This is a genomic window from Citrobacter enshiensis, from assembly GCF_029338175.1.
GTDB lineage: Bacteria > Pseudomonadota > Gammaproteobacteria > Enterobacterales > Enterobacteriaceae > Citrobacter_D > Citrobacter_D enshiensis.
The window spans coordinates 3,970,093-3,996,550 of the sequence record NZ_CP119862.1; the positions used below are offsets into that span (position 1 = coordinate 3,970,093).

The 26,458-nt window shown below is 53.8% G+C and carries 19 protein-coding genes; 10 read left to right on the forward strand and 9 right to left on the reverse strand.

Going from position 1 to position 26,458, the window contains the following annotated elements; all coding sequences use genetic code 11:
• Positions 1–13 precede the first annotated feature (13 nt).
• Positions 14–1,942 carry a glycoside hydrolase family 36 protein gene (locus P2W74_RS18930; protein WP_276292815.1) on the forward strand — a complete coding sequence of 643 codons (1,929 nt, stop codon included), beginning with the start codon at positions 14–16 and terminating at the stop codon, positions 1,940–1,942.
• A 104-nt stretch (positions 1,943–2,046) separates the two neighbouring features.
• Here the strand turns inward: P2W74_RS18930 and yacL are convergent, their stop codons facing one another.
• Together yacL and acnB are read right to left on the reverse strand one after the other, a co-directional pair.
• Entirely contained in the window at positions 2,047–2,409 is a 363-nt protein-coding gene (yacL, locus tag P2W74_RS18935; RefSeq protein WP_276292816.1) for a protein YacL, read from the reverse strand.
• Between the two features lie 220 nt (positions 2,410–2,629).
• Positions 2,630–5,227 (reverse strand): bifunctional aconitate hydratase 2/2-methylisocitrate dehydratase, encoded by a 2,598-nt coding sequence (gene acnB, locus P2W74_RS18940; RefSeq protein ID WP_276292817.1) that lies wholly within the window; start codon positions 5,225–5,227, stop codon positions 2,630–2,632.
• Between the two features lie 400 nt (positions 5,228–5,627).
• Here acnB and P2W74_RS18945 point away from each other — a divergent pair, with 400 nt between their 5' ends.
• The gene (locus P2W74_RS18945; protein ID WP_276292818.1) at positions 5,628–7,307 is read left to right on the forward strand and encodes a DUF3300 domain-containing protein; all 1,680 of its coding nucleotides are present in this window, start codon (positions 5,628–5,630) and stop codon (positions 7,305–7,307) included.
• Between the two features lie 12 nt (positions 7,308–7,319).
• Positions 7,320–8,111, forward strand: coding sequence for a DUF2950 family protein (locus tag P2W74_RS18950; RefSeq protein WP_276295226.1), 792 nt, complete (start codon positions 7,320–7,322; stop codon positions 8,109–8,111).
• An 88-nt stretch (positions 8,112–8,199) separates the two neighbouring features.
• Here P2W74_RS18950 and traT read toward each other — a convergent pair whose 3' ends face one another.
• From traT to pdhR, 5 genes are all read right to left on the reverse strand, one after another.
• Positions 8,200–8,931: a conjugal transfer complement resistance protein TraT gene (traT, locus tag P2W74_RS18955; RefSeq protein ID WP_276292819.1), complete on the reverse strand. Its 732-nt coding sequence runs from the start codon at positions 8,929–8,931 to the stop codon at positions 8,200–8,202.
• A gap of 194 nt (positions 8,932–9,125) precedes the next feature.
• The gene (lpdA, locus tag P2W74_RS18960) at positions 9,126–10,550 is read right to left on the reverse strand and encodes a dihydrolipoyl dehydrogenase (RefSeq protein ID WP_203361317.1); all 1,425 of its coding nucleotides are present in this window, start codon (positions 10,548–10,550) and stop codon (positions 9,126–9,128) included.
• Between the two features lie 199 nt (positions 10,551–10,749).
• Positions 10,750–12,624 carry a pyruvate dehydrogenase complex dihydrolipoyllysine-residue acetyltransferase gene (aceF, locus tag P2W74_RS18965; protein ID WP_276292820.1) on the reverse strand — a complete coding sequence of 625 codons (1,875 nt, stop codon included), beginning with the start codon at positions 12,622–12,624 and terminating at the stop codon, positions 10,750–10,752.
• A 14-nt stretch (positions 12,625–12,638) separates the two neighbouring features.
• Positions 12,639–15,302: a pyruvate dehydrogenase (acetyl-transferring), homodimeric type gene (gene aceE, locus P2W74_RS18970; RefSeq protein WP_276292821.1), complete on the reverse strand. Its 2,664-nt coding sequence runs from the start codon at positions 15,300–15,302 to the stop codon at positions 12,639–12,641.
• 161 nt (positions 15,303–15,463) lie between these two features.
• A complete protein-coding gene (pdhR, locus tag P2W74_RS18975) occupies positions 15,464–16,228 on the reverse strand; it encodes a pyruvate dehydrogenase complex transcriptional repressor PdhR (RefSeq protein WP_192611100.1) in 765 nt (254 codons plus the stop codon).
• 593 nt (positions 16,229–16,821) lie between these two features.
• On the opposite strand from pdhR, the gene aroP reads away from it, so the two are divergent.
• From aroP to P2W74_RS18990, 3 genes are all read left to right on the forward strand, one after another.
• Entirely contained in the window at positions 16,822–18,195 is a 1,374-nt protein-coding gene (aroP, locus tag P2W74_RS18980) for an aromatic amino acid transporter AroP (protein ID WP_276292822.1), read from the forward strand.
• A gap of 155 nt (positions 18,196–18,350) precedes the next feature.
• Positions 18,351–19,757 (forward strand): glycoside-pentoside-hexuronide (GPH):cation symporter, encoded by a 1,407-nt coding sequence (locus P2W74_RS18985; protein WP_276292823.1) that lies wholly within the window; start codon positions 18,351–18,353, stop codon positions 19,755–19,757.
• Positions 19,757–20,707, forward strand: a complete 951-nt coding sequence (locus P2W74_RS18990; protein ID WP_276292824.1) for a glycoside hydrolase family 43 protein — start codon at positions 19,757–19,759, stop codon at positions 20,705–20,707. The genes P2W74_RS18985 and P2W74_RS18990 overlap by 1 nt, the downstream gene beginning before the upstream one ends.
• 82 nt (positions 20,708–20,789) lie before the next feature.
• On the opposite strand, the gene ampE is transcribed toward P2W74_RS18990, so the two are convergent.
• The gene (ampE, locus tag P2W74_RS18995; protein WP_276292825.1) at positions 20,790–21,644 is read right to left on the reverse strand and encodes a beta-lactamase regulator AmpE; all 855 of its coding nucleotides are present in this window, start codon (positions 21,642–21,644) and stop codon (positions 20,790–20,792) included.
• Positions 21,641–22,204 (reverse strand): 1,6-anhydro-N-acetylmuramyl-L-alanine amidase AmpD, encoded by a 564-nt coding sequence (gene ampD / locus P2W74_RS19000; protein ID WP_276292826.1) that lies wholly within the window; start codon positions 22,202–22,204, stop codon positions 21,641–21,643. Before ampD ends, ampE begins: the two co-directional genes overlap by 4 nt.
• 86 nt (positions 22,205–22,290) lie before the next feature.
• Here ampD and nadC point away from each other — a divergent pair, with 86 nt between their 5' ends.
• The 4 genes from nadC to hofC all read left to right on the forward strand — a co-directional run bounded on the left by nadC (position 22,291) and on the right by hofC (position 26,450).
• Positions 22,291–23,184 carry a carboxylating nicotinate-nucleotide diphosphorylase gene (gene nadC, locus P2W74_RS19005; RefSeq protein WP_276292827.1) on the forward strand — a complete coding sequence of 298 codons (894 nt, stop codon included), beginning with the start codon at positions 22,291–22,293 and terminating at the stop codon, positions 23,182–23,184.
• Between the two features lie 244 nt (positions 23,185–23,428).
• Positions 23,429–23,866, forward strand: coding sequence for a prepilin peptidase-dependent pilin (gene ppdD / locus P2W74_RS19010; protein ID WP_276292828.1), 438 nt, complete (start codon positions 23,429–23,431; stop codon positions 23,864–23,866).
• Between the two features lie 9 nt (positions 23,867–23,875).
• Positions 23,876–25,261, forward strand: coding sequence for a type II secretion system protein GspE (gene gspE / locus P2W74_RS19015; RefSeq protein WP_276292829.1), 1,386 nt, complete (start codon positions 23,876–23,878; stop codon positions 25,259–25,261).
• Entirely contained in the window at positions 25,251–26,450 is a 1,200-nt protein-coding gene (gene hofC, locus P2W74_RS19020) for a protein transport protein HofC (protein WP_276292830.1), read from the forward strand. The genes gspE and hofC overlap by 11 nt, the downstream gene beginning before the upstream one ends.
• The last annotated feature ends 8 nt before the right edge of the window (positions 26,451–26,458 follow it).

Consider the following 26,458-nt stretch of genomic DNA (forward strand, 5'->3'; position numbering starts at 1 on the left):
CGGCGAATTCCCTTTGCTGCAGGTACACGCCAGCGGTTACAACCAGAATGATCACCATGCACGTAAGCATACTGGTAGCGAACCCGGCTCCTCGCTTCGCTATCAGACCCATCGCGAAACCGAAAACGCGATGGGAAGAAAGCTGGAGATCGACCTACAGGGTGATGAGCTCCATGCCCGCTGGCATCTGCAGCATTTTCGCGGGCTGGCGGCCGCCCGCATCTGGTGTGAAATAATCAACCATAGCAATGAGCCTGTCGGACTCGAGTATGTCAGTTCCCTGTCGCTCTATGCTATCGGCAGCCTGCCGTGGGAAAAAAGCGGTCGCCTGCATCTGGCGCACAATAACTGGTATGGCGAAGCACAATGGAAAAAAAACTCGCTTCCCGAGCTAGGTCTGGAAAAGGTTAACCACTTCTCACTCGACCGTATCTCAATCGAAAATACCGGCACCTGGTCAAGTATTGGTTATCTGCCCTGCGCCGCCTTTGAAGATACCATCGCGGGAACCACGCTACTCTGGCAAATCGAGCATAACGGCTCCTGGCAGTGGGAGATTGGCGATTATCGTGACCAACTCTATTTGCAGGTTAGCGGTCCGACCGAAAATGAGAGTCACTGGTGGAAGAAGCTGGCGCCAGGAGAAAGCTTTACCTCCGTCCCCGTCGCCATCACGCTGGTCACCGGAGGGCTTGATGCGGCTCTGCGCGAAATAACCCGCTACCGTCGACGAATCCTGCGTCCCTCGGCCGACAATATCGAGCTACCGGTTATCTTCAACGACTATATGAACTGCCTTTCCGGCGATCCGACCACCGAAAAACTCTTCCCGTTAATCGACGCGGCAGCAGAGGCTGGCTGTGAGTATTTCTGTATCGACTGCGGCTGGTACTCGGATGGTGAATGGTGGGACGGCGTCGGCGAATGGCAACCTTCAGCTGCCCGTTTTCCCGGCGGGATCCGCGAGCCGCTGGAGTATATCGCCGCCAAAGGGATGAAATCGGGTTTGTGGCTGGAGCTTGAAGTCATGGGCACCGCCTGTCAGTTAGCGAACACCCTACCCGATGCTTGCTTTTTTATCCGCCACGGCAAAAGAGTCATTGACCATCAACGCTATCAGCTTGATTTTCGCCACCCTCTGGTGCAGGCGCACGCCGACCAGGTCATCACGCGACTGGTGGAAGACTATGGCATTAGCTATATCAAAATGGATTACAACATTAACGCAGGGAGCGGTACTGAACTTGCCGCAGATAGTCCCGGCGACGGACTATTGCAACATAACCGCGCGTGGCTGGCGTGGCTAAAAAAAACGCTGGATCGCTATCCGAATCTTGTCATTGAGAACTGCGGTAGCGGAGGGCTGCGGATGGATTATGCCTTGTTGCAGCAGCACAGCATTCAATCGGTATCGGATCAAACCGACTATCGGCTGATGGCCTGCATCGCCGCAGCCTCCGCTTCCGCAGTTACGCCAGAACAGGCGGCAATCTGGTCCTATCCGCTGCGTGAGGGCGATCGGGAAGAGGTCGTCATGAATATGATCAATAGTCTGCTACTGCGGGTTCATCAGAGCGGTCACCTGGCAGAACTCAGCAAGGAACGTTTTGCGTTGGTTCGCGAAGGGATAGCTTTGTATAAAACCTATCGCCAAAAAATCCCTCATCTGGAACCTTTCTGGCCTCTGGAGATGCCTTCCTTCACTTCTCCCTGGCTGGCATTTGGGCTGCGTAATGAACAGGAAGCATGGTTGGCGGTGTGGCGTATGGAGAGCGAACAGGAAGCTATCACGCTGCCCGTTCCCTTCGTTGAGACGATGACCTGCATTTATCCACAAGCCGAGCAACGGCGCTGCCAGCCTGTTCTTCAGCCACAAAACGTCAGCGTTTCTCTGCCAGATAAGATGACAGCCAGGTTATTCCACCTTACATTCGCTGACTAATACTGCACCCCGGAGTAGCCCGGATGAAGTGCGTTAGCACCGACTCCGGGGAAGTATACCCGGCGTCACTCCGTTCGTCCGGGCGACTTTATCAGCAGTCTGAATTAGCGCTGCTGCATAAACTCCCGATAGGCGTTCACCACCTGAAGAAAATCCTCCACGCCGCAGAGTGACAGGCTCTCTTCGTCGTAGTAGTTCATCCCTTCTTCCATTTCGTCACCAGAAAACTCAAGCTGATTAGCGCGAACCATCACCTCTTCGCCATCCATCCAGAGTGTGTATTCATGCCCTACCCGTTGCCAGGAACGTTCGCTGCCTTTCACCGCCTGCGCTGCCTGTTCCACTTCATCAAGCAAGGCCAGGTTTTCTTTCACTTCTTCATTAAACCAGTGCCCCACCACTTCGTGGCCCATGGACATCCGCACCTTTACGACTCCGGTAATATCACGCAGAAATTCGTAATCCATAATGTGTTCCTCTGCTCCCGGCAATGCGTCATTCCCGCACTGCGCCATGTTGTAATTATCGCAGCCTGGTCGCAGAAAAAAAGCGCCACGAGTGGAAGGAATGAAAATAAAAAACCCCACTTCCAGGGAAGTGGGGTTTTATCGGCCGGTAAGCGGAGCGCTTCCAGCCATATTGCCGGGCGGTAGTGAATTCACCCGGCCATTAACAGCGTGTAACGCCTTATACCGCAGTCTGGAAAATCACGCCGTCCGCTTTCTCGGTGTACTGAGAGAGCTTATCGAAGTTCAGATAACGGTACGTGTCGACAGCGGTTTTATCTACCTGCGCCACATAGGTCTGATACTCTTCCGGGGTCGGCAGTTTGCCGAGAAGCGAAGCAACGGCAGCCAGCTCTGCAGAGGCCAGGAAGACGTTCGCGCCGGTACCCAGACGGTTCGGGAAGTTACGGGTGGAGGTAGAAACCACCGTCGCACCGTCCGCCACACGTGCCTGGTTACCCATGCACAGTGAACAGCCAGGGATCTCGATGCGCGCGCCGCTCTTACCAAAGACGCTGTAGTAGCCTTCTTCGGTCAGCTGCGCGGCGTCCATACGGGTTGGCGGAGCCACCCACAGGCGCGTCGGCAGTTGGCCTTTGTGCGCATCCAGCAGTTTGCCTGCGGCACGGAAGTGACCGATGTTGGTCATGCAGGAACCGATAAACACTTCGTCGATCTTCTCGCCCTGCACGTCAGAGAGCAGACGCGCATCGTCCGGATCGTTCGGCGCGCACAGAATCGGCTCTTTGATATCGGCCAGATCGATGTCGATCACCGCTGCGTACTCTGCATCTGCATCGCCTTCCAGCAGCTCAGGGTTCGCCAGCCATTTTTCCATGCCCTGAACGCGACGTTCCAGGGTGCGGCGATCGCCGTAACCTTCTGCGATCATCCACTTCAGCAGAACAATGTTAGAACTCAGGTATTCAACGATCGGCTCTTTGTTCAGCTTGATGGTACAACCGGCAGCGGAACGCTCAGCGGAGGCATCGGTCAGCTCAAACGCCTGCTCGACTTTCAGATCCGGCAGACCTTCAATTTCCAGGATACGACCAGAGAAGATGTTTTTCTTCCCTTTCTTCTCAACGGTCAGCAGACCCTGTTTGATAGCGTACAGCGGGATGGCATGAACCAGATCGCGCAGAGTGATGCCCGGCTGCATTTTGCCTTTGAAGCGCACCAGCACGGATTCCGGCATATCCAGCGGCATCACGCCGGTCGCAGCAGCAAACGCCACCAGACCAGAGCCCGCCGGGAAGGAGATACCAATCGGGAAACGGGTATGCGAGTCACCACCGGTACCGACGGTATCCGGCAGCAGCATACGGTTCAGCCAGGAGTGGATAACGCCGTCGCCCGGACGCAGGGAAACACCGCCACGGTTCATGATGAAGTCTGGCAGCGTATGGTGCGTGGTGACGTCAACCGGCTTCGGATAGGCCGCAGTGTGACAGAAAGACTGCATCACCAGGTCAGCAGAGAAGCCCAGGCACGCCAGGTCTTTCAGTTCATCACGGGTCATTGGGCCAGTGGTATCCTGGGAACCGACGGAGGTCATCTTCGGTTCGCAGTACGCGCCCGGACGAATCCCTTTCACGCCGCAGGCGCGGCCGACCATTTTCTGTGCCAGCGAGAAGCCACGGTTGCTTTCCGCTACGTCTTTCGCCTGACGGAACACATCGCTGTGCGGCAGGCCGAGAGACTCACGCGCTTTGGTGGTCAGGCCGCGACCGATGATCAGCGGGATACGACCACCGGCACGCACTTCGTCAATCAGCACGTCGGTTTTCAGTTCAAAGCTTGCCAGCAGCTCGCCGGTTTCGTGGTTACGCACTTCGCCTTTGAACGGGTAAACGTCAATCACGTCGCCCATATTCAGGTTGTTCACGTCCACTTCGATCGGCAGCGCGCCCGCATCTTCCATGGTGTTAAAGAAGATAGGTGCAATTTTGCCGCCGAGGCACAGACCGCCGCCGCGTTTGTTTGGCACGTGCGGGATGTCATCGCCCATGAACCACAGTACGGAGTTGGTTGCGGATTTACGTGAAGAACCGGTCCCCACAACGTCGCCGACATAGGCCAGCGGGAACCCTTTCTTATTCAGTTCTTCGATCTGTTTGATCGGACCAACCACACCCGGTTGATCCGGCTCGATCCCTTCACGGGCATTTTTCAGCATCGCCAGCGCGTGCAGCGGAATATCAGGACGCGACCACGCATCCGGTGCCGGGGAGAGATCATCGGTGTTGGTTTCACCGGTCACTTTGAAGACGGTAACGGTAATTTTTTCGGCAAGCGCAGGGCGGTTCAGGAACCACTCGGCATCGGCCCAGGACTGGATCACCTGCTTAGCAAAGGCGTTGCCCGCTTTCGCTTTCTCTTCGACGTCGTAGAAGTTATCGAACATCAGCAAGGTGTGGGAGAGCGCTTTCGCGGCAATTGGCGCCAGTTTCGCATCGTCGAGCGCGTCGATCAGCGGATGAATGTTGTAACCACCCTGCATGGTGCCCAGCAGTTCAATGGCCTTTTCAGGGGTAACCAGCGGGGAAGTCGCTTCGCCTTTGGCGACAGCAGCAAGGAATCCGGCTTTGACGTAGGCAGCTTCGTCAACGCCCGGCGGTACACGGTTAATTAACAGGTCTAACAGGAATTCTTCTTCGCCAGCAGGCGGGTTCTTCAGCAGCTCGACAAGCGCAGCCATTTGGGTAGCATCCAGGGGCTTGGGTACAATCCCCTCAGCGGCACGCTCAGCTACGTGCTTACGGTATTCTTCTAGCACGACGGTTCTCCTCGCTCTCATTGTCATAGTGCGGCGCTTTTGTATATGGGCGATTCTCTTCACGCTCCTGTGAGACAGCAGTTAGTAGGGTAAATGCCCGATACCGCAATCGGCAGAATAGCAGGATTTTAGTGGGGTGTTAATGCGTTTACAAAAAAGCAACATAAAAAAGTGGCTGAATCGTTACGTATGGTCTAATGCCCTTCATCATGAGGACAAGAAATTATTTTCCCCCGTTACGTTTGGTCACATAATTTCCCCTGCTGATAATCATCTTGCGGTACCGATCCCAAGATAAGTTAAAAATTAAACTATTGTCTCTCTATACTCATGCCACACCGCAACGTCATGCGGCAGGTATTATGACCCTGACGATTCCGCAGGAATCGGGAGAGAGAAGATGAAGTTGCCCTTTAAGCCCCATGTGATTGCTCTGGTGTGTTGCGCTGGATTACTCGCCGCTTCGGGTGTTCTGTATATCAAAAGCCGGACCCCGGAAGCGCCTGCGCCTGCCCCTGTTCAGGCCGCCCCAGCCCCTGTAGCGACGCCGCCTCAAGCCCCCACTGCCGCCGCGCCTGACGCAAAACCGACGTTCACCACTGCCCAAATTGATCAGTGGGTTGCCCCGATAGCGCTTTTCCCTGATCCGCTGCTTTCTCAGGTACTGATGGCTTCTACCTACCCGGCGAACGTGGTTCAGGCTGTACAATGGTCGCGTGATAATCCGAATTTGCAGGGAGATGCCGCAATTCAGGCGGTAGCAGGTCAACCGTGGGATCCGAGCGTCAAATCTCTGGTCGCGTTTCCTCAGCTGATGGCGATGATGGGCGAGAATCCACCGTGGGTACAAAACCTGGGTGACGCCTTCCTGGGGCAGCCGCAGGATGTGATGGATTCCGTTCAGCGACTGCGATTACTGGCGCAACAAACCGGTGCGCTGAAATCTTCACCGCAACAAACGGTGACCAGCGAACCGAAGAAAACGGTTGCCGCGACACAGACCACCACAACCACCAACAACACCACAAATACGACAAATACGACGACGCAAGCCCCGGCACCGACCGTCATCAAAATTGAGCCCACCGACCCGCAGGTCGTCTATGTCCCGAGCTATAACCCTTCAACGGTTTACGGCACCTGGCCAAATACGGCCTACCCGCCGGTGTATATGCCACCGCCTCCGGGGCAACAGTTTGCCAGCAGTTTTGTTAACGGGTTTGGTTTTAGTCTGGGTGTTGCCACCACTTATGCCTTGTTCAGTGACATTGACTGGGATGATGACGACGACGATTATCACCACGATCACGATAACCACGGCGGTTACGAACGTAACGGGGACAATAACATCAATATTGATGTGGAAAACCTCAACCGTATCTCCGGTCAAAATCTTAAAGACAGGAATATGAACTGGCAGCACAACCCTGCTTATCGCGGCGGCGTGCCTTATCAGAGCAACGCGGTCTCGCAACGGTTTAATCAGACCAATGCCAGCGGTGGATTACGTACAACACAGCAATCAACTGCCACAACAGCATCCCGCGACAGCCAGCGCCAGGCGGCAATGACGCAGCTCCAGCAGCGCAACAACACGTCGACCAAAACGGCCCAGCAGTCGCTCTCTTCCCGCGATATGCAACGCAAAGCCGCTTCACAGCAACTGAATCAAGTTGCCCAGCGTAACAACTATCGCGGTTACGATACCCCGCAAAACAGCTCGCGTCGGGAAGCCGCACAAAAAACGCTACAAAAATCGACAACGCCGAAACAACAGCAGAATCGCAATGAGCAGAGAGCAAAAGCCCAACAGCAGGTTTCTCAGCAGCAACGCGATAACGCTCGCCAGCGCGTGGAGTCGTCCACAACGCAGCGGAGAAGCACTGCCTCGTCAGATCAACGTCAGGCACGCGTACAGAGTAACCGTTCTAACGCATTCAGTGGGAACGACAGCCGTTCACCCTCCTGGCAATCTCAGCAATCGCGAGGTCAGGAAAGCCGCCGTGTGAGCCGCGCGAATACCCAACAGCGCGCCGAGGCGCGTGGAAATATGTCTGAGCGTCACGAACGCCGTCGTTAATCGGAGCAAATGATGAAAAGAATCATGTTAAGTGCCCTGCTGCTGTCATTGCCTCTGATGAGCCACGCGCAGCAGCTGTTCTCTTCCCCCGAGGAGGCGGCAAAGGCCTTTGCTGATGCTGTTGCTCAGCAAAATGAAACGCACCTTAATGCCGTGTTAGGCGACAACTGGCAACAGTATCTCCCGCCGGAAGGGGCCGACCCGGAAGCGGTCGCTCGCTTTAACCGTGACTGGAAGGTCAGCCATCGCATTGTAAAAAAAGAGAACATAGCGCATCTGAATGTCGGCCAGGAAGACTGGCAACTGCCCGTTCCTATCGTCAAAACCAGCAAAGGCTGGCATTTCGATATGGCAGCCGCAGAGGATGAGATCCTCACCCGCGCCATTGGTCGCAATGAACTGTCTGCTATACAAGCGATGCGGGCCTATGTTGACGCCCAGTACGACTATTGGGAGCGCAAGCAGGCTTTCGCGACCAGGTTGATCAGCAGTGAAGGCAAGCAGGATGGCCTGTACTGGCCGGTGCAACCCGGAGAAGTCCCAAGCCCATTGGGGCCGGCATTCAGCCCGGTAGTCCCTGGAACGGGTTATCACGGCTACCACTTTCGCATCGTCAAAAACCATGATGAGAAAGGATTCGCGTTACTGGCCTGGCCGGTGGAGTGGGGAGAAACGGGCGTGATGAGCTTTATAGTGAATCAGGACGATCGGGTTTATCAGGCCGATTTAGGCAAAGATACCGTAGAGAAAGTGACGACTATCACCCAATACAGCCAGGATGCGCCCTGGACACCGGTAGAATAACCGACATAAAAAAAGCAGCGTATCGCTGCTACAAACTGCTCATAATCCCCGTGTTTTTACACGGGGATTATTGTCTATAGACGCCAGATTACAGAATGTTGGCAACAGATTTTGCCAGTTGCGCTTCCAGCACCGGTTTCGCCTCTTCAAACTTCAGGTTAACTTTGTTGGCGTTAGAGACGACGCGAGTCTGATATTTTGCGCGATCGCCCTTCTCACTGCTGGTTTGCAGCTTGATGCCGGACGTACCCTGACGCAGCGCAGCAACGTTATCCGTAGTGACTTTCGCTTTGCTACGCTCGGAAATTTGCAGGTCGGTGACCATCGTGTAGTTCACGTCTTCTACCATCGCATCAGCGGCCATCCCGATCAGACCCGCCGCCAGTCCCACACCCAGCGCCGCGCCGGAGGAATTACTGTTATAGGCGGTGATACCTGCGCCCAGAGCCGCCCCCATCGCAGCGCCTTCATAACCGGTTTTCAGGAATCCCTGAGCCTCGCGCAGATCCATTTTGTCCGCTTTCAGCACGTTCGCCTGTACCCAGTAGTATGCGCTGTCCGGTGAACTGGTCACTTTATAGCCCTTCGCTGACAGATCATTTGCCAGCAAGGTTTGCAGGTTGCTCATGTCTTTATCAGAAGTGTTTTTTACCTGAATGTAGACGGTCTTCTCGCTGGAAGGCTCCAGCCAGATGGTTTCACTCATCTGCGTTTTCACTTCAAGGTTACGTTTTTTCACTGCGGTGGTCATTGCGCCGCACCCGGTCAGCGTCATTGCCGCGACGACCATACCAACAACCGCGATTTTTTTTAAAGACATGTTTATTCCTTTCTTCGTGTAATGAGAGTCCAGATCCCAGTAACCGCGCAGCCAGAAGCCACACAAGAGTGAAAGGGTTATCGGCAGAAGAAAGATTTTTTTTAGGGAATAAATCAATAAGATGACTACCAGAACAGGTAGCTTTCAGGCAAAAAAAACGCCTCCGAAGAGGCGCTTTCACAAAAGTCAGAAGATTACTTCTTCTTCGCTTTCGGGTTTGGCAGGTCGGTGATGCTACCTTCGAATATTTCTGCGGCCAGGCCAACAGACTCGTGCAGAGTCGGGTGCGCGTGAATGGTCAACGCGATGTCTTCTGCATCACAGCCCATTTCGATCGCCAGACCGATTTCACCCAGCAGCTCGCCGCCGTTGGTGCCGACAATCGCGCCACCGATCACACGGTGAGACTCTTTGTCGAAAATCAGCTTGGTCATACCGTCTGCGCAGTCAGAAGCGATAGCACGGCCAGAAGCAGCCCACGGGAAGGTGGCGGTTTCGTAGCTAATGCCTTTCTCTTTCGCTTCTTTCTCGGTCAGACCTACCCATGCAACTTCTGGTTCAGTGTATGCAATGGAAGGGATAACTTTCGGGTCGAAGTAGTGTTTCTTACCGGCGATAACTTCAGCGGCAACGTGACCTTCGTGAACACCTTTATGCGCCAGCATCGGCTGACCGACGATATCGCCGATTGCAAAGATGTGCGGTACGTTGGTACGCAACTGTTTGTCGACGCGGATGAAACCACGGTCGTCCACTTCCACGCCCGCTTTACCGGCGTCGAGGTTTTTACCGTTCGGTACACGACCGATAGCCACCAGCACGGCATCATAACGCTGTGCTTCAGCAGGCGCTTTTTTGCCTTCCATGGAAACGTAAATACCGTCTTCTTTCGCTTCAACGGCAGTCACTTTGGTTTCCAGCATCAGGTTGAATTTCTTGCTGATACGCTTGGTGAAGACTTTCACGACATCTTTGTCTGCGGCCGGGATAACCTGGTCGAACATTTCAACCACGTCAATCTCTGAGCCCAGCGCATGGTATACGGTACCCATTTCCAGACCGATGATACCGCCGCCCATAACCAGCAGACGTTTCGGTACGGATTTCAGCTCCAGTGCGTCGGTGGAATCCCATACGCGCGGATCTTCGTGCGGAATAAATGGCAGTTCGATCGGACGGGAACCCGCCGCGATGATAGCGTTGTCGAAGTTGATAACGGTTTTGCCGTTCTCGCCTTCCACTTCCAGGGTGTTCGCCCCGGTAAATTTACCCAGACCGTTGACCACTTTCACTTTACGGCCTTTCGCCATACCGGCCAGACCGCCAGTCAGCTGAGTGATCACTTTCTCTTTCCAGGTACGAATCTTGTCGATATCGGTTTTCGGCTCGCCGAAGACGATACCGTGGTCAGCCAGCGCTTTGGCTTCTTCGATAACTTTTGCAACGTGCAGCAGCGCTTTAGAAGGGATACAGCCAACGTTCAGACAAACACCACCGAGGGTGCTGTAACGTTCTACGATTACGGTTTCCAGACCTAAATCAGCGCAACGGAAGGCCGCGGAATAACCTGCCGGACCTGCCCCAAGTACCACGACCTGAGTTTTGATTTCAGTACTCATCATGACCTCTTAATTTATTTCCGGCGATCCCTGGTCTTGTCGCCCATCATCCACCGGGTCGTTCTATCCGCCCGTAGTTTACAAAAATGTTAACAATTTTGAAACAACAAACGGCAAACGAATTGTCTTTGTCACCCAATAACCTCACAACATACATGAGATTACCAGAAAAAAGCCGGCCGTCAGGCCGGCTTTTCGATTACATCACCAGGCGGCGAATATCAGACAGCGTGTTGTTGATGATGGTGATAAAGCGCGCACCATCAGCACCGTCGATCACACGGTGGTCGAAGGAGAGAGAGATTGGCATCATCAGACGCGGTACAAACTCTTTCCCGTTCCATACCGGCTCCATCGCCGATTTGGAGACACCGAGGATAGCCACTTCCGGCGCGTTCACAATCGGCGCGAAGTGGGTGGTACCCAGGCCGCCGATGCTGGAGATAGTGAAGCAACCGCCCTGCATTTCGCCAGCCGTCAGCTTACCATCACGCGCTTTCTTAGAGATCACCGTCAGTTCACGGGACAGCTCAGTAATGCTCTTCTTGTTCACGTCTTTGAAGACCGGAACAACCAGACCATTTGGCGTATCAACCGCCACACCGATGTTGATGTATTTCTTCAGCGTCAGACGCTGACCATCTTCGGACAGAGAGCTGTTGAAGCGAGGCATCTGCTCAAGAGCCGCCGCAACTGCTTTCATGATGAAGACAACCGGGGTGAATTTCACGTCCAGTTTACGCTTCTCAGCTTCGGCGTTCTGCTGTTTACGGAACGCTTCCAGATCGGTGATATCGGTTTTATCGAAGTGCGTAACGTGCGGGATCATCACCCAGTTACGGCTCAGGTTAGCACCAGAGATTTTCTGGATACGACCCAGTTCTACTTCTTCGATTTCGCCGAACTTGCTGAAGTCAACCTTCGGCCACGGCAGCATGCCCGGGATACCGCCACCCGCTGCGGCAGCCGGAGCCGCTTCAGCGCGCTTGATAGCGTCTTTCACGTAAGTCTGAACGTCTTCGCGCAGGATACGACCTTTACGGCCAGTGCCCTTCACTTTCGCCAGATTCACACCGAACTCGCGCGCCAGACGGCGAATCAGCGGGGTCGCATGAATGTAAGCGTCGTTCTCAGCAAACTCAGATTTGCCTTCGGCTTTCACGGCCGGTGCCGCTGCTTTAGCAGCAGGAGCAGGAGCGGCGGCAGCAGGTGCAGCAGCCGGAGCCGCGGCAGGCGCAGCGCCTTCCACTTCGAAGACCATAATCAGAGAACCGGTTTTCACTTTATCGCCGGTGCTGATTTTGATTTCTTTCACGGTGCCCGCGAACGGTGCCGGAACTTCCATAGAGGCTTTGTCGCCTTCTACGGTGATCAGAGACTGCTCAGCGGCAATTTTGTCGCCCACTTTGACCATCACTTCGGTAACTTCAACTTCGTCACCGCCGATGTCTGGAACGTTCACTTCTTTAGAACCTGAAGCCGCAGGAGCCGCCGCTGCTGCTGGTGCAGCCGCCTGAGCTGGAGCAGCAGCGCCCACCACTTCGAAGACCATGATCAGAGAGCCGGTAGACACTTTGTCGCCGGTGTTGATTTTGATCTCTTTAACCACGCCCGCGAACGGAGCCGGGACTTCCATAGAGGCTTTGTCGCCTTCAACGGTTACCAGGGATTGTTCAGCGGCAACGGTGTCGCCCACTTTCACCATGATCTCAGTCACTTCAACTTCGTCACCGCCGATGTCCGGTACATGAACATCTTTCGCCGCTGCAGCAGCAGGTGCTGCTGCCGGAGCCGCTTCTTTTTTCGCTTCTGCCGGAGCAGGTGCAGCGGCTGCTGCACCGTCGGCGGAATCGAAAATCATGATCAGTTTACCGGTCTCGGTTTTGTCGCCAACAGAGACTTTGATCTCTTTAACAACGCCAGCCTGCGGAGACGGAACTTCCATAGAGGCTTTGTCGCCTTCTACGGTGATCAGCGACTGTTCAGCTTCAACTTTGTCGCCCACTTTGACCAGGATCTCGGTGATTTCAACTTCATCTGCGCCGATGTCCGGTACTTTGATTTCGATAGCCATTATTCTTTTACCTCTTACGCCAGACGCGGGTTAACTTTTTCTGCATCGATGTTGAATTTGGCGATTGCGTCCGCAACCACTTTCTTATCGATTTCGCCGCGTTTAGCCAGTTCGCCCAGTGCCGCTACAACCACGTATGAAGCATCAACTTCGAAGTGGTGACGCAGGTTTTCACGGCTGTCAGAGCGACCGAAACCGTCGGTACCCAGTACGCGGTAATCATCAGCCGGTACATAAGTACGAACCTGTTCGGCAAACAGTTTCATATAGTCAGTAGATGCCACAGCCGGAGCGTCATTCATCACCTGAGCGATGTACGGAACGCGCGGAGTTTCCAGCGGGTGCAGCATGTTCCAGCGTTCACAATCCTGGCCATCACGCGCCAGTTCAGTGAAGGAAGTGACGCTATACACGTCAGAACCTACGCCGTAGTCGTTCGCCAGGATCTGTGCTGCTTCACGGACGTGACGCAGGATAGAACCGGAGCCCAGCAACTGAACTTTACCTTTGCTACCTTCGAGGGTTTCGAGTTTGTAGATACCTTTACGGATACCGTCCTCGGCACCTGCTGGCATTGCCGGCATGTGGTAGTTTTCGTTCAGCGTGGTGATGTAGTAGTAAACGTTCTCTTGTTTCTCACCGTACATACGCTCCAGACCATCGTGCATGATGACCGCAACTTCGTACGCGTAAGACGGATCGTAAGAGATACAGTTCGGGATAGTCAGAGACTGAATATGGCTGTGACCATCTTCGTGCTGCAGACCTTCGCCGTTCAGCGTCGTACGACCGGAAGTACCACCGATCAGGAAGCCGCGAGCCTGCTGGTCACCTGCTGCCCAGCACAGGTCGCCAATACGCTGGAACCCGAACATGGAGTAGTAGATGTAGAACGGGATCATCGGCAGATCGTTGGTGCTGTAAGAGGTTGCAGCGGCCAGCCACGAAGAACCTGCGCCCAGCTCGTTGATACCTTCCTGCAGGATCTGACCTTTCTCGTCTTCTTTGTAGTAAGCAACCTGCTCACGGTCCTGCGGGGTGTACTGCTGGCCGTTCGGGCTGTAAATACCGATCTGACGGAACAGACCTTCCATACCGAAAGTACGCGCTTCGTCAGCGATGATCGGCACCAGACGATCTTTGATCGACTTGTTCTTCAGCATCACGTTCAGGGCACGAACGAAAGCGATAGTGGTGGAGATCTCTTTGTTCTGCTCTTCCAGCAGCGCACCGAAGTCTTCCAGGGTCGGCAGTTCCAGCTTCTCAGTGAAGTTCGGCTGGCGGCTCGGCAGGTAGCCGTGCAGTTTCTGACGCTGAGCGTGCAGATAGGTGTGCTCTTCAGAACCTTCCGGGAAGGTAATGTAAGACAGTTTTTCAACCTGCTCATCGGTGACTGGAACGTTGAAACGGTCGCGGATATGACGCACGCCGTCCATGTTCATTTTCTTCACCTGGTGCGCGATGTTTTTACCTTCGGCGGTGTCGCCCATGCCGTAACCTTTAATGGTATGGGCGAGGATGACAGTGGCTTTGCCTTTGGTGTCCTGCGCTTTTTTCAGTGCAGCGTAAACTTTCTTCGGATCGTGACCACCACGGTTCAGTGCCCAGATCTGCTCATCAGTCCAGTCAGCGACCAGCGCTGCGGTTTCCGGGTATTTACCGAAGAAGTGCTCGCGAACGTAGGCGCCATCTTTGGATTTGAAGGTCTGGTAGTCACCGTCAAGGGTTTCGTTCATCAGTTGGATCAGTTTACCGCTGGTATCTTTACGCAGCAGCTCATCCCAACGACCGCCCCACATCACTTTAATCACGTTCCAGCCAGCACCTGCGAAGATGCCTTCCAGTTCGTTGACAATCTTGCCGTTACCGGTGACCGGGCCGTCAAGACGCTGCAGGTTACAGTTGATAACAAAGACCAGGTTGTCCAGTTTTTCACGGGTAGCGATGGTGATCGCACCTTTGGATTCCGGCTCATCCATCTCACCGTCACCCAGGAAGGCGTAAACGGTTTGTTTGGAGGTATCTTTCAGGCCACGGTGTTCCAGATATTTCAGGAATTTAGCCTGGTAGATCGCACCGATTGGGCCCAGACCCATAGAGACGGTCGGGAACTGCCAGAATTCCGGCATCAGTTTCGGGTGCGGATAGGAAGACAGGCCTTTGCCATTCACTTCCTGACGGAAGTTGTCCATCTGCTCTTCAGTCAGACGGCCTTCGAGGAATGCACGTGCGTAGACGCCCGGGGAGATGTGGCCCTGGAAGTATACCAGGTCGCCGCCATCTTGCTCGTTGCGCGCACGGAAGAAATGGTTGAAACACACATCATAAACGGTTGCGGAAGACTGGAAGGATGCCATGTGGCCACCCAGCTCAAGGTCTTTTTTAGATGCACGCAGCACCGTCATGATGGCGTTCCAGCGGATAGCAGAACGAATACGACGTTCCAGCTCCAGATTGCCCGGGTATTCCGGCTCATCTTCAACGGCAATAGTGTTTACATAATTGCTGGCCCCTGCACCTGCCGCTACTTTCACGCCGCCTTTGCGGGCTTCAGAAAGAAGCTGGTCAATCAGATACTGAGCGCGCTCAACACCTTCTTCACGGATGACCGATTCGATCGCCTGTAGCCAGTCGCGAGTTTCGATCGGATCCACGTCATTTGGGAAACGTTCTGACATGGGGGTATTCCTTATCTATCTAATACGTTGAGTTATCTGGAACCTGTCCCATTGCATTTTCGCTGGAAAACGCAATAAGACAGGTTCTGCGTTTAGTTGCCGCGCGTTAAATAGCGCTTGATTTACAACATCTTCTGGTTAACTTTCTACCAGAAAAATCACTAATTCTTTCGTTGCTCCAGGCGGCGTAAGGCGCGTTCACGACGGCTTTCCTCACGGCTTCTGTCCAGGAGAATCTCTTCGATAAACGCCAGGTGGCGGTGCGACGCTTCACGCGCCTCTTCCGGATTACCGGCGATAATCGCTTCAAAAATACGGGTACGGTGACTGCTTACCAGCGGCAGCATCTCCCGACGCGCGTACAGTAATTCAAAGTTTTGGCGAACGTTTTGCGCCAGCATCGGCTCCATGCATCTCAGTAAATGGAGCAACACCACATTGTGCGCCGCTTCGGTGACCGCAATTTGATACTGGAGAACGGCGTCGGACTCTGCATCCAGATCGCCTGACTGTTGCGCCAGTTCAATGGCATGGTGGAGTTCACGAATACGAGTCTTGTCTTCATCCGTGCTGCGCAGTGCCGCGTAGTATGCAGCAATGCCTTCCAGCGCATGGCGCGTCTCGAGCAGGTCAAACTGGGATTCAGGGTGATCGGAGAGCAGTTCTACCAGTGGGTCGCTAAAACTCTGCCACAGGCTGCTCTGAACAAAAGTTCCGCCGCCCTGGCGACGAAGCAGCAGACCCTTCGCTTCGAGACGTTGGATCGCCTCGCGCAAGGAGGGTCGGGAAACATCGAACTGTTTTGCCAGTTCGCGTTCCGGTGGGAGTTTTTCGCCGGGGCGCAAGGTCCCCTCAAGAATTAAAAACTCCAGCTGCTGCTCAATCACATCGGATAATTTAGGTTGGCGAATTTTGCTGTAGGCCATGATTCCCTGTCTTAAGCCATTTGCCCGGAGTCAATTGGTCTTACCAATTTCACGTTCGTGACGCTAAAGTAACAAAGTATTCACCTTCTGTCCATACAGGTTTTGATTGAAATCAGTAAACCAAGCACATTTTAACAAGATTACAGAAATAACGTTTCAAACATGTAACTATGCACAAATGTTAAATTTACCCATGAGAAAGCAGATTTAACGTAATTGAAACGAAAAAATATCCCATCTGAACCGATTCACCTGCTTAATTATCGATTTTTACCGCCTAAATATTGAATAAACATTCATGTGACAAGCAACGTCTGCGGTGAAATGGCATTTACAAATGGTTTCTTTTTATTCAAGTCGTCACCCACTCTTCATAAAGCAGGTGCATTCGCGCTCACATACCATTATTCTGAATAAGACAAAAGTCTTTGTGTAACATTTTAGAATTCATAACCGTAAACAAATTAATACAACAAACGGAATTGCAAACTTACACACGCATCACTGCGTAGTTCAAAAATAATGACTCAAAATAGTGCGGGCAGCGCCACAGCAGCCTGGAATATGAAGAGTAAAACCACACACGAGGTTTCATGATGGATGGTCAACAGCATGGCGAACAGCTAAAGCGCGGCCTTAAAAACCGCCATATCCAGCTCATCGCTTTGGGTGGCGCGATAGGCACCGGGCTGTTCCTGGGTAGCGCTTCCGTTATTCAGTCTGCAGGACCCGGCATTATTCTGGGTTATGCGATCGCCGGTTTTATCGCTTTTTTAATCATGCGTCAGTTAGGTGAAATGGTCGTTGAAGAGCCGGTTGCGGGCTCCTTCAGCCATTTCGCCTACAAATATTGGGGCGGATTCGCCGGTTTTGCCTCCGGATGGAACTACTGGGTGCTGTACGTTCTGGTTGCGATGGCGGAACTGACCGCCGTTGGTAAGTATGTCCAGTTCTGGTGGCCGGAGATCCCGACCTGGATCTCAGCTGCGGTCTTCTTTATTGCCATCAACGCCATTAACCTGACCAACGTCAAAGTGTTCGGTGAAATGGAGTTTTGGTTCGCCATTATTAAGGTTATCGCTGTTGTAGCGATGATCCTGTTCGGCGGCTGGTTGCTGTTCAGCGGTAACGGTGGTCCGCAGGCCAGCGTCAGCAACTTGTGGGATCAAGGTGGCTTCCTGCCACACGGCTTCACCGGTCTGGTCATGATGATGGCCATCATCATGTTCTCCTTCGGTGGGCTGGAATTGGTCGGGATCACCGCTGCTGAAGCAGATAATCCAGAGCAAAGCATTCCGAAAGCCACTAACCAGGTTATCTACCGTATCCTGATTTTCTATGTGGGTTCGCTGGCCGTCCTGCTCTCTCTGATGCCATGGACGCGTGTTACCGCTGACGTCAGCCCGTTCGTCCTGATCTTCCACGAACTGGGCGATACCTTTGTGGCGAATGCGCTTAACGTCGTGGTGCTGACCGCCGCCCTTTCTGTCTATAACAGCTGCGTGTACTGCAACAGCCGTATGCTGTTCGGCCTGGCTCAACAGGGCAACGCGCCGAAAGCGTTGATGACTGTCGATAAACGCGGTGTGCCGGTGAACACTATTCTGGTTTCTGCGCTGGTCACCGCCCTGTGCGTACTGATCAACTACCTGGCGCCAGAATCTGCGTTCGGTCTGCTGATGGCGCTGGTGGTTTCTGCGCTGGTCATCAACTGGGCCATGATAAGCCTCGCGCATATCAAGTTCCGTCGCGCTAAAGAGCAACAGGGTGCAACCACCCGCTTCCCGGCGCTGTTTTATCCGTTAGGTAACTGGATCTGCCTGATTTTCATGGCGGCAGTGCTAGTGATTATGCTGATGACGCCAGGCATGGCGATCTCCGTGTGGCTGATCCCGGTCTGGCTGGTGATCCTTGGCATCGGCTATCTGTGCAAACAGAAAACCGCTAAAGCCGTCAAAGCGCATTAATCTTCTCCACCCTCACCCGCCCGGGTGAGGGTTGTTACCTGCCTCACACTTTCCCGCGCATAGCTATTTTGTCCATATCACTGACGTTTTACTGCAACGTAATTACCCACGCCGGGGCGAATAATCCTCTTCACACCTGATGGGGAGAATTCTCAATGGAAACGCGTAAGCTGTCTGTAAGAGAAAAGATCGGTTATGGCATGGGTGACGCCGGATGTAACATCATCTTTGGCGCTATTATGTTGTTTGTTAACTATTTTTATACGGATATTTTTGGTCTGGCTCCGGCACTGGTCGGCGTGTTGTTGCTTTCTGTACGCGTCATTGATGCCGTCACTGACCCGATTATGGGGGCTCTGGCAGACCGCACGCGCAGCAAATACGGGCGCTTCCGCCCCTGGCTGCTGTGGATTGCCTTCCCCTATGCCCTGTTTAGCGTACTGATGTTTACCACGCCTGAGTGGAGCTACAACAGCAAGGTTATCTATGCGTTTGTCACCTATTTCCTGTTATCTATCACTTACACCGCCATCAACATCCCCTATTGCTCATTAGGCAGTGTGATCACCAACGACCCGAAAGAACGCGTCGCCTGTCAGTCTTATCGCTTTGTGATGGTGGGTATCGCCACCCTGCTGCTGTCGCTCACGCTCTTGCCGATGGCCGACTGGTTTGGCGGCGAGGACAAGGCCAAAGGTTATCAGATGGCAATGACCGTGCTGGCCTTTATCGGCATGTGCATGTTCTTGTTTTGCTTCGCCACCGTGCGCGAGCGTATACGCCCGGCGGTCCCGACCAACGACGATTTAAAAGCGGACCTCAAAGACGTCTGGAAGAACGATCAGTGGGTTAAAATCCTGCTGTTAACCCTGTGTAATGTTTGTCCGGGGTTTATTCGCATGGCGGCAACCATGTATTACGTCACCTGGGTTATGCAACAGAGTACCCATTTCGCGACGCTGTTTATCAGCCTGGGCGTGGTCGGAATGATGGGGGGCAGCATGCTGGCGAAAGTGCTGACGGACCGCTGGTGTAAACTGAAGGTGTTTTTCTGGACCAATATCGTACTGGCGATTTTTTCCTGCGCCTTTTACTTCCTCGACCCGCATGCGACAACACTGATTGTCGTACTGTACGTACTGCTCAATATTCTCCATCAAATCCCTTCCCCGCTGCACTGGTCGCTAATGGCGGACGTGGATGACTACGGCGAATGGAAAACAGGTAAACGTATTACCGGGATCAGTTTTTCCGGCAACCTGTTCTTCCTGAAATTGGGGCTGGCGATTGCCGGGGCGATGGTGGGTTTCCTGCTCTCCTGGTACGGCTACGACGCTGGAGCGAAAGCGCAAAGTGAAAATGCCATCAATGGCATTATGCTGCTGTTCACCATCATTCCAGGCATTGGTTATCTGATCACTGCGGGTGTGGTCCGTTTGCTGAAAGTCGATCGCGAATTTATGCAGCAGATTCAGGCCGATCTGGAGAAACGTCGCATCAACTACCGCGAGCTCAACGAGTATCAGGACATTCACTCTGCAGAAACAGTAAGGAAAGCCTAATGCACACCTGGCCAAATCCGTTTATTGAGCAGCGCGCCGATCCGTTTATCCTGCAGGACGGCAACCATTACTACTTCATTGCTTCCGTACCGGAATACGATCGCCTGGAGATCCGTCGGGCCAATTCACTGGAAGGATTGCGCGATGCCACGCCCGTTGTGGTTTGGCGCAAGCCAGAAAGCGGCCCAATGAGCGAACTGATCTGGGCGCCAGAACTGCACCACATTGAAAATAAGTGGTACATCTATTTTGCCGCCGCGCACACCCAGGCACTCGACAGTTTGGGCATGTTCCAGCATCGCATGTTCGCCCTCGAGTGCACAAATGACGACCCACTCACTGGAGTTTGGGTTGAAAAAGGCCAGATCAAAACACCGTTTGACACCTTCGCGCTGGATGCCACCACGTTTAACCATCAGGGGAAACAGTGGTATCTGTGGGCGCAAAAATCGCCTGACATCGCCGGGAACTCGAACATCTATCTCGCTGAACTGTCCAATCCGTGGACGCTCAAAGGTGAGCCGGTCATGCTCAGCAAACCCGAATATGACTGGGAATGTCGCGGCTTCCTCGTTAACGAAGGCCCCGCCGTTTTACGACACGGCGACACGCTGTTTATCAGCTATTCGGCCAGCGCCACGGATGAAAACTACTGTATGGGGCTGCTGTGGATTGCGGCAGATGCCGATCCGCTGAACCCGGAAAACTGGCAAAAATCACCGCATCCGGTCTTTACCACCAGCGATGAAAACCGCCAGTACGGCCCAGGGCATAACAGTTTTACAACAACACCGGACGGAGAAGATGTGCTGATTTATCACGCACGTAACTACACTGAAATCGAAGGCGATCCGCTCTACGATCCTAATCGTCACACACGTCTGAAGTTAGTTCACTGGAAGGAAAACGGGATGCCTGATTTTGGCATCCCACCTGCGGATACACCTTAACTTATCGCCCGGTGGCGCTGCGCATGCCGGGCCTACACTTGCCGTAGGCCGGATATGCGCAGCATCATCCGGCAATACGATGCTAAATCAGCGTCCCATAAATCGTCAGCAGTGCTATCACCACCACCACCAAACACGACGTCTTCTTCGCCATCGAAACAGCGGCTTTCGGCGTATCCACTTTACCCGTGTGTGACTCCCGCGCCAGTGAGAACTGCGCCAGACGCGTCAGCACCTGATACTGCGAGGTGCGCAGATCCGCCAGCGAAGCAAACCAGGCAGGCAACGCCTTCTCACCGTGTCCCAACAAGGCATAAACCACACCGGCAAGACGCACAGGGATCCAGTCCACCACATGCAGAATGGCATCAACCCCCGATTGCAGACGCTGATGCGGGTTTTGATAACGCGCCAGCCAGGATTGCCATGCACGTAAAAAGGCGTAACCAATGAGCGTCACAGGCCCCCACGAACCACCGACAATAAACCAGAACAGCGGCGCCAGATAGAAACGAAAGTTAATCCATAACAGCGCATTTTGCAGTTCACGCAGAAACTCGCGCTCATTGCACTCCGGCGGAACGCCATGGATCAGCGTCAACTCGCTGGCCATCGCATCACGCGCATGCACGTCATCGCGAGAAGCCGCATTCAGATAGGCGTGATAATGCAGGCGCACTTTACCTGCGCCGACACAGAGCAGTCCGATCAGGATCCAGACCGCAAGCGTTGGAGCATTGAACAGTAAACCTTCCAGCGCGCGCAGCAGCAAAAAGGTGATGCCCATCGCAATCGCCGTCATTCCCAGCGTTCGCAGCATCGAAAAATGCTTAATGCGGCGGAATAACGCCTCCAGTCGATGATCGAGGTGCCAGTGTTCACCCAGCTTAAACAGGCGCTCAACGATCAGCACCAATAATGTTGTAAACAGCGTCATGTCATCTCCTTGTGCGACGAGGGGGTGACCAGGGCGCGAAACTTCGCCCAGTCAAACGACGTGCCAGGATCGGTTTTACGCTCAGGCGCGATATCGCAGTGTCCGGTCATGTTGTTGGCTATTGCCGGGTAAAGCGCGATTAGCGTACGCGTCACCGCGGCCAGTTGCTGATACTGCTCATCGCTATAGGCCAACGTGTCCGTACCTTCCAGCTCAATACCGATGGAAAAATCATTACAGCGCTCACGCCCGTGATAATTCGACACCCCGGCATGCCATGCTCGCTTATCGAAAGGCACATACTGCACGATTTCACCGTCACGGCGAATCAGACAATGGGCAGAAACACGCAGGTGAGCTATCCCGGCAAAAAAAGGGTGGGCATTGGGATCCAGTGTTCCCGTGAATAACGCATCAATCCAGGGACCACCAAACTCACCGGGCGGTAAGCTGATATTGTGCACCACCAATAATGAAGGGATTTCGTCATCCGGGCGGCAATCGAAATGCGGAGAGGGGACGCGTCGTGCCTCTGCCAGCCATCCCTTGTCTAACAACATGCAAGATCTCCTTAAATGTGGTGCTGATATCCGGTTCAGAGTAGCATGTTTCTACATTATGATTCGTTAGCAATTGGAGTTTTATCATGCCGCCTCGCCGCTATAACCCTGACTACCGACGTGACGCGCTGTTGGAACGCATAAATCTGGATATCCCTGCCGCTGTTGCCCAGGCGCTGCGCGAAGATTTAGGCGGAGAAGTTGACGCCAGTAACGATATTACCGCGCAACTTCTGCCGGAGAACACACGTTCTCACGCCATCGTTATTACACGCGAAGACGGCGTATTTTGCGGCAAACGCTGGGTTGAAGAGGTCTTTATTCAACTGGCGGGCGACGATGTAAGCCTCACCTGGCATGTCGCAGATGGCGACAGCATCAAAGCCAACCAGCCGTTATTTGAACTTGATGGCCCGTCTCGTATCTTGCTGACGGGTGAACGCACTGCGCTAAATTTTGTTCAAACGCTCTCTGGCGTTGCCAGTGTTGTCCGCGAATATGTCGATCTGCTTGCCGGTACGAACACCCAGTTGCTGGATACGCGTAAAACGCTGCCAGGTCTGCGCACTGCGCTGAAATACGCGGTACTCTGCGGTGGCGGAGCGAACCATCGGTTAGGTCTTTCTGACGCATTCTTGATCAAAGAGAACCACATTATTGCCTCCGGTTCCGTACGCCAGGCCGTTGAAAAAGCGTTCTGGCTGCACCCGGATGTTCCGGTAGAAGTCGAAGTTGAAAATCTGGATGAGCTGGACGACGCGCTAAAAGCGGGCGCGGATATCATCATGCTGGACAATTTCGAAACAGAACAAATGCGCGAGGCAGTTAAACGCACTAACGGTCAGGCGCGACTGGAAGTTTCAGGTAATGTGACCCATAAAACCCTGCGTGAATTTGCCGAAACGGGTGTCGATTTCATCTCCGTAGGCGCACTCACCAAGCACGTGCGCGCACTGGATCTCTCCATGCGTTTTCGTTAATAGCGGATTGCATTGCTCGATGGCGCTTCGCTTATCGGGCCTGCCGCCCTTGCTTCTTTTGTAGGCCGGATAAGGTGTTTACGCCGCCATCCGGCATTTTCTTCGAGCCTCTTCACAAATGCTCTGTCTGGCTTTGAAACCAACATAAATACGCCTGAACTCGCCTTCCCGTTTTGCTTTTTGCCTCTCGTATACACAGCCCTGTGTTTGCCACAGTAGCGCCAGCTAACTCAAGGAGCAGACAATGGACAAGCAACGCGGCTTCACGCTTATCGAACTGATGGTCGTCATTGGCATCATCGCCATTTTAAGTGCAATTGGTATTCCGGCTTACCAGAACTACCTGCGTAAAGCGGCACTAACCGACATGCTGCAAACCTTCGTCCCCTATCGCACAGCGGTGGAACTGTGCGCGCTGGACCATGGTGGGATGGATACGTGCAATGCCGGTACCAATGGTATTCCGTCCCCCACGACCACCCGCTATGTCTCAGAAATGAGCATAGCGAAAGGCATCGTCATCCTCACCGGACAAGAAAGCCTCAATGGTCTGAGCGTCACCATGACGCCTGGCTGGGATAACGCTAACGGTATTACTGGCTGGACACGCGTTTGCGCGATCCAGAATGACAGCGCATTACAGCAAGCCTGCGAAGACGTTTTTCGCTTTGATACCCATTGAGGTTCAACAATGAAAGACGCACAACTCCAGGCCTTGTGCCAGCGCCATCAGGCCGTACTCATCAATGTGGACAGCGATACTGTCCATATCGCCGTGGTCGACTCGCCCTCTCAGGGCTTGTTGGATGCTTTGCGATTCGCGACGCAAAAACGGATCGAGCTCGTGTGCTGGACCCAACAACAAATGGAAAGCCATTTGCACAACCCCCGACAAGCGCCGTCGGCAGTTATCCCGGAAAACGGCCCCACTGCCGCCGGATTGCTGCATCAGACTTTACAGACGGCACTGGCAAAACGCGCCTCTGATATTCACATTGAACCGACGGAACACCATTACCGAATCAGACTGCGCGTGGACGGCGTACTGCACGCCTTGCCGAACATTTCGTCGGACACGGGTACGGCGCTGACCGCGCGACTAAAAGTGCTGGGTCATCTGGACATCGCAGAACACCGTCTCCCACAGGACGGGCAGTTCACCATCGACTTAACCGGTAGCGCAGTCTCATTTCGTATCGCCACGCTTCCCTGTCGGGGCGGAGAGAAAGTGGTGCTCCGTCTGCTACACCAGGTCAATCAGGCGCTGGACATAAAAACACTGGGGATGCAGGAACCCCAGCTAACCGAATTCATGCAGGCGCTACAGCAACCGCAGGGACTGGTGTTGGTCACAGGCCCGACAGGGAGCGGAAAAACCGTCACACTCTACAGCGCACTGCAAACACGCAACATGCCAGACCTTAACCTCTGCAGTGTGGAAGATCCGATCGAGATCCCCATTGAAGGTCTCAACCAGACACAAATTCACCCTCGTGCGGGTCTCACCTTTCAGGGCGTATTACGTGCATTGCTGCGTCAGGACCCCGATATCATCATGGTTGGAGAAATCCGCGACGGAGAAACGGCGGAAATTGCCATTAAAGCGGCGCAAACCGGTCATTTGGTTCTCTCTACGCTACATACCAACTCAACCATTGAAACATTGGTCCGTTTGCAGCAAATGGGCGTGGCGCGCTGGATGCTTTCCTCTGCGTTGACGCTGGTGGTTGCCCAGCGTCTGGTGCGAAAACTGTGCCCGCACTGCCGGCATACCACCGGAGATTCCATCGTCCTCCCAGCCGCACTATGGCCCACGTGGCTACCGCGCTGGCAGGCGCCCGGCTGCGAACATTGTCACCATGGGTTCTACGGGCGTACGGCACTGTTCGAAGTTCTGCCCGTCACGCCAGCGATCAGGCAACTCATCGCTAACGGAACCGACATTGAGACCCTTGAATCCCATGCCCAGCAGGCCGGTATGCGTTCGCTTTTTGACAATGGCTGCCAGGCCGTTGAACAAGGATTAACGACATTTGAAGAGTTGATCCGTGTACTGGGTATGCCTCATGGCAGCTAAACAACTTTGGCATTGGCAGGGCCTTAACGACGAAGGCGTCTGTGCAGACGGCACGTTGTGGGCTGAGAACCGGGTGTTGCTGCTTGTGGCTCTGGCGCAACAACGGATTACCCCGCTTCGTGTCAGGCGTATCAGCGTAAAAGCCTCCCAATGGCGTGCAGAAAAAACCGCCGAACTTATCTACCAACTGGCAACGCTCCTCAAAGCCGGATTGACACTATCTGAAGGACTGGCGTTACTTGCGGGGCAGCATCCCAGCGGTCAGTGGCGAGCATTGCTACAGGTTCTGGCTCACGACCTGGAACAGGGGATACCGTTTTCCCGCGCGCTGTCGCAATGGTCAAATGTCTTTCCCCCGCTCTATCAGGCGATGATTCGTACCGGAGAATTAACGGGTAAGCTTGATGAATGCTGTTTTGAACTTGCCCGCCAACAAAAGGCGCAGCAATTGCTTACGGAAAAAGTGAAAAAAGCACTGCGCTATCCCATCATCATTTTAACCATGGCGGTACTGGTGGTTCTCGCCATGCTGCACTTTGTTCTGCCGGAATTTGCTGCCATCTATAAAACGTTCAATACACCGCTGCCCACCCTGACGCGAGGGGTTATGGTATTCGCTGATTTTATGGCGTCCTCGGGATGGCAACTGGCGCTGCTTTGCATCCTGTTAGCAATAGCAAATACGCTGCTACGGCGAAAACCGTCCTGGCAGATCTTGTGCCAGCGTCTTCTGCTGCGAACGCCGGTGATTGGTCATCTGGCGCGGGGCCAGAAGCTCACTCAAATATTTACCATTCTGGCGCTGACGCAAAGTGCGGGTATCACTTTTTTACACGGGCTGGAGAGCGTGAGAGAAACGATCGTTTGCCCCTGGTGGTCGCAACGACTGATGCAAATTCAGCACGAAATTACTGCCGGACACCCCATCTGGCTGGCGTTCAAAAATGCCGGAGAATTTAGTCCATTATGCCTGCAGCTGGTGAGAACCGGAGAAGCCTCTGGCTCGCTGGATTCGATGCTGCATAACCTTGCCCGACATCACAGTGAAAATACGCTCTCCCTGGCAGATAACCTGGCGGCACTGCTGGAACCCATGCTGTTGGTGATAACAGGGTTAATTATAGGAACGCTGGTGGTGGCAATGTATTTGCCCATTTTCCATCTTGGGGATGCAATGAGCGGAGGGTAGTGAGAGGC

What these genes read in the sequence shown, in the direction of transcription:
- yacL (WP_276292816.1), bottom strand. Translation starts at nt 2,409, where the DNA reads ATGGATTACGAATTTCTGCGTGATATTACCGGAGTCGTAAAGGTGCGG.
- P2W74_RS18945 (WP_276292818.1), top strand. Translation starts at nt 5,628, where the DNA reads ATGAAGTTGCCCTTTAAGCCCCATGTGATTGCTCTGGTGTGTTGCGCT.
- P2W74_RS18950 (WP_276295226.1), top strand. Translation starts at nt 7,320, where the DNA reads ATGAAAAGAATCATGTTAAGTGCCCTGCTGCTGTCATTGCCTCTGATG.
- traT (WP_276292819.1), bottom strand. Translation starts at nt 8,931, where the DNA reads ATGTCTTTAAAAAAAATCGCGGTTGTTGGTATGGTCGTCGCGGCAATG.
- lpdA (WP_203361317.1), bottom strand. Translation starts at nt 10,550, where the DNA reads ATGAGTACTGAAATCAAAACTCAGGTCGTGGTACTTGGGGCAGGTCCG.
- aceF (WP_276292820.1), bottom strand. Translation starts at nt 12,624, where the DNA reads ATGGCTATCGAAATCAAAGTACCGGACATCGGCGCAGATGAAGTTGAA.
- aceE (WP_276292821.1), bottom strand. Translation starts at nt 15,302, where the DNA reads ATGTCAGAACGTTTCCCAAATGACGTGGATCCGATCGAAACTCGCGAC.
- pdhR (WP_192611100.1), bottom strand. Translation starts at nt 16,228, where the DNA reads ATGGCCTACAGCAAAATTCGCCAACCTAAATTATCCGATGTGATTGAG.
- aroP (WP_276292822.1), top strand. Translation starts at nt 16,822, where the DNA reads ATGATGGATGGTCAACAGCATGGCGAACAGCTAAAGCGCGGCCTTAAA.
- P2W74_RS18985 (WP_276292823.1), top strand. Translation starts at nt 18,351, where the DNA reads ATGGAAACGCGTAAGCTGTCTGTAAGAGAAAAGATCGGTTATGGCATG.
- P2W74_RS18990 (WP_276292824.1), top strand. Translation starts at nt 19,757, where the DNA reads ATGCACACCTGGCCAAATCCGTTTATTGAGCAGCGCGCCGATCCGTTT.
- ampE (WP_276292825.1), bottom strand. Translation starts at nt 21,644, where the DNA reads ATGACGCTGTTTACAACATTATTGGTGCTGATCGTTGAGCGCCTGTTT.
- ampD (WP_276292826.1), bottom strand. Translation starts at nt 22,204, where the DNA reads ATGTTGTTAGACAAGGGATGGCTGGCAGAGGCACGACGCGTCCCCTCT.
- nadC (WP_276292827.1), top strand. Translation starts at nt 22,291, where the DNA reads ATGCCGCCTCGCCGCTATAACCCTGACTACCGACGTGACGCGCTGTTG.
- ppdD (WP_276292828.1), top strand. Translation starts at nt 23,429, where the DNA reads ATGGACAAGCAACGCGGCTTCACGCTTATCGAACTGATGGTCGTCATT.
- gspE (WP_276292829.1), top strand. Translation starts at nt 23,876, where the DNA reads ATGAAAGACGCACAACTCCAGGCCTTGTGCCAGCGCCATCAGGCCGTA.
- hofC (WP_276292830.1), top strand. Translation starts at nt 25,251, where the DNA reads ATGGCAGCTAAACAACTTTGGCATTGGCAGGGCCTTAACGACGAAGGC.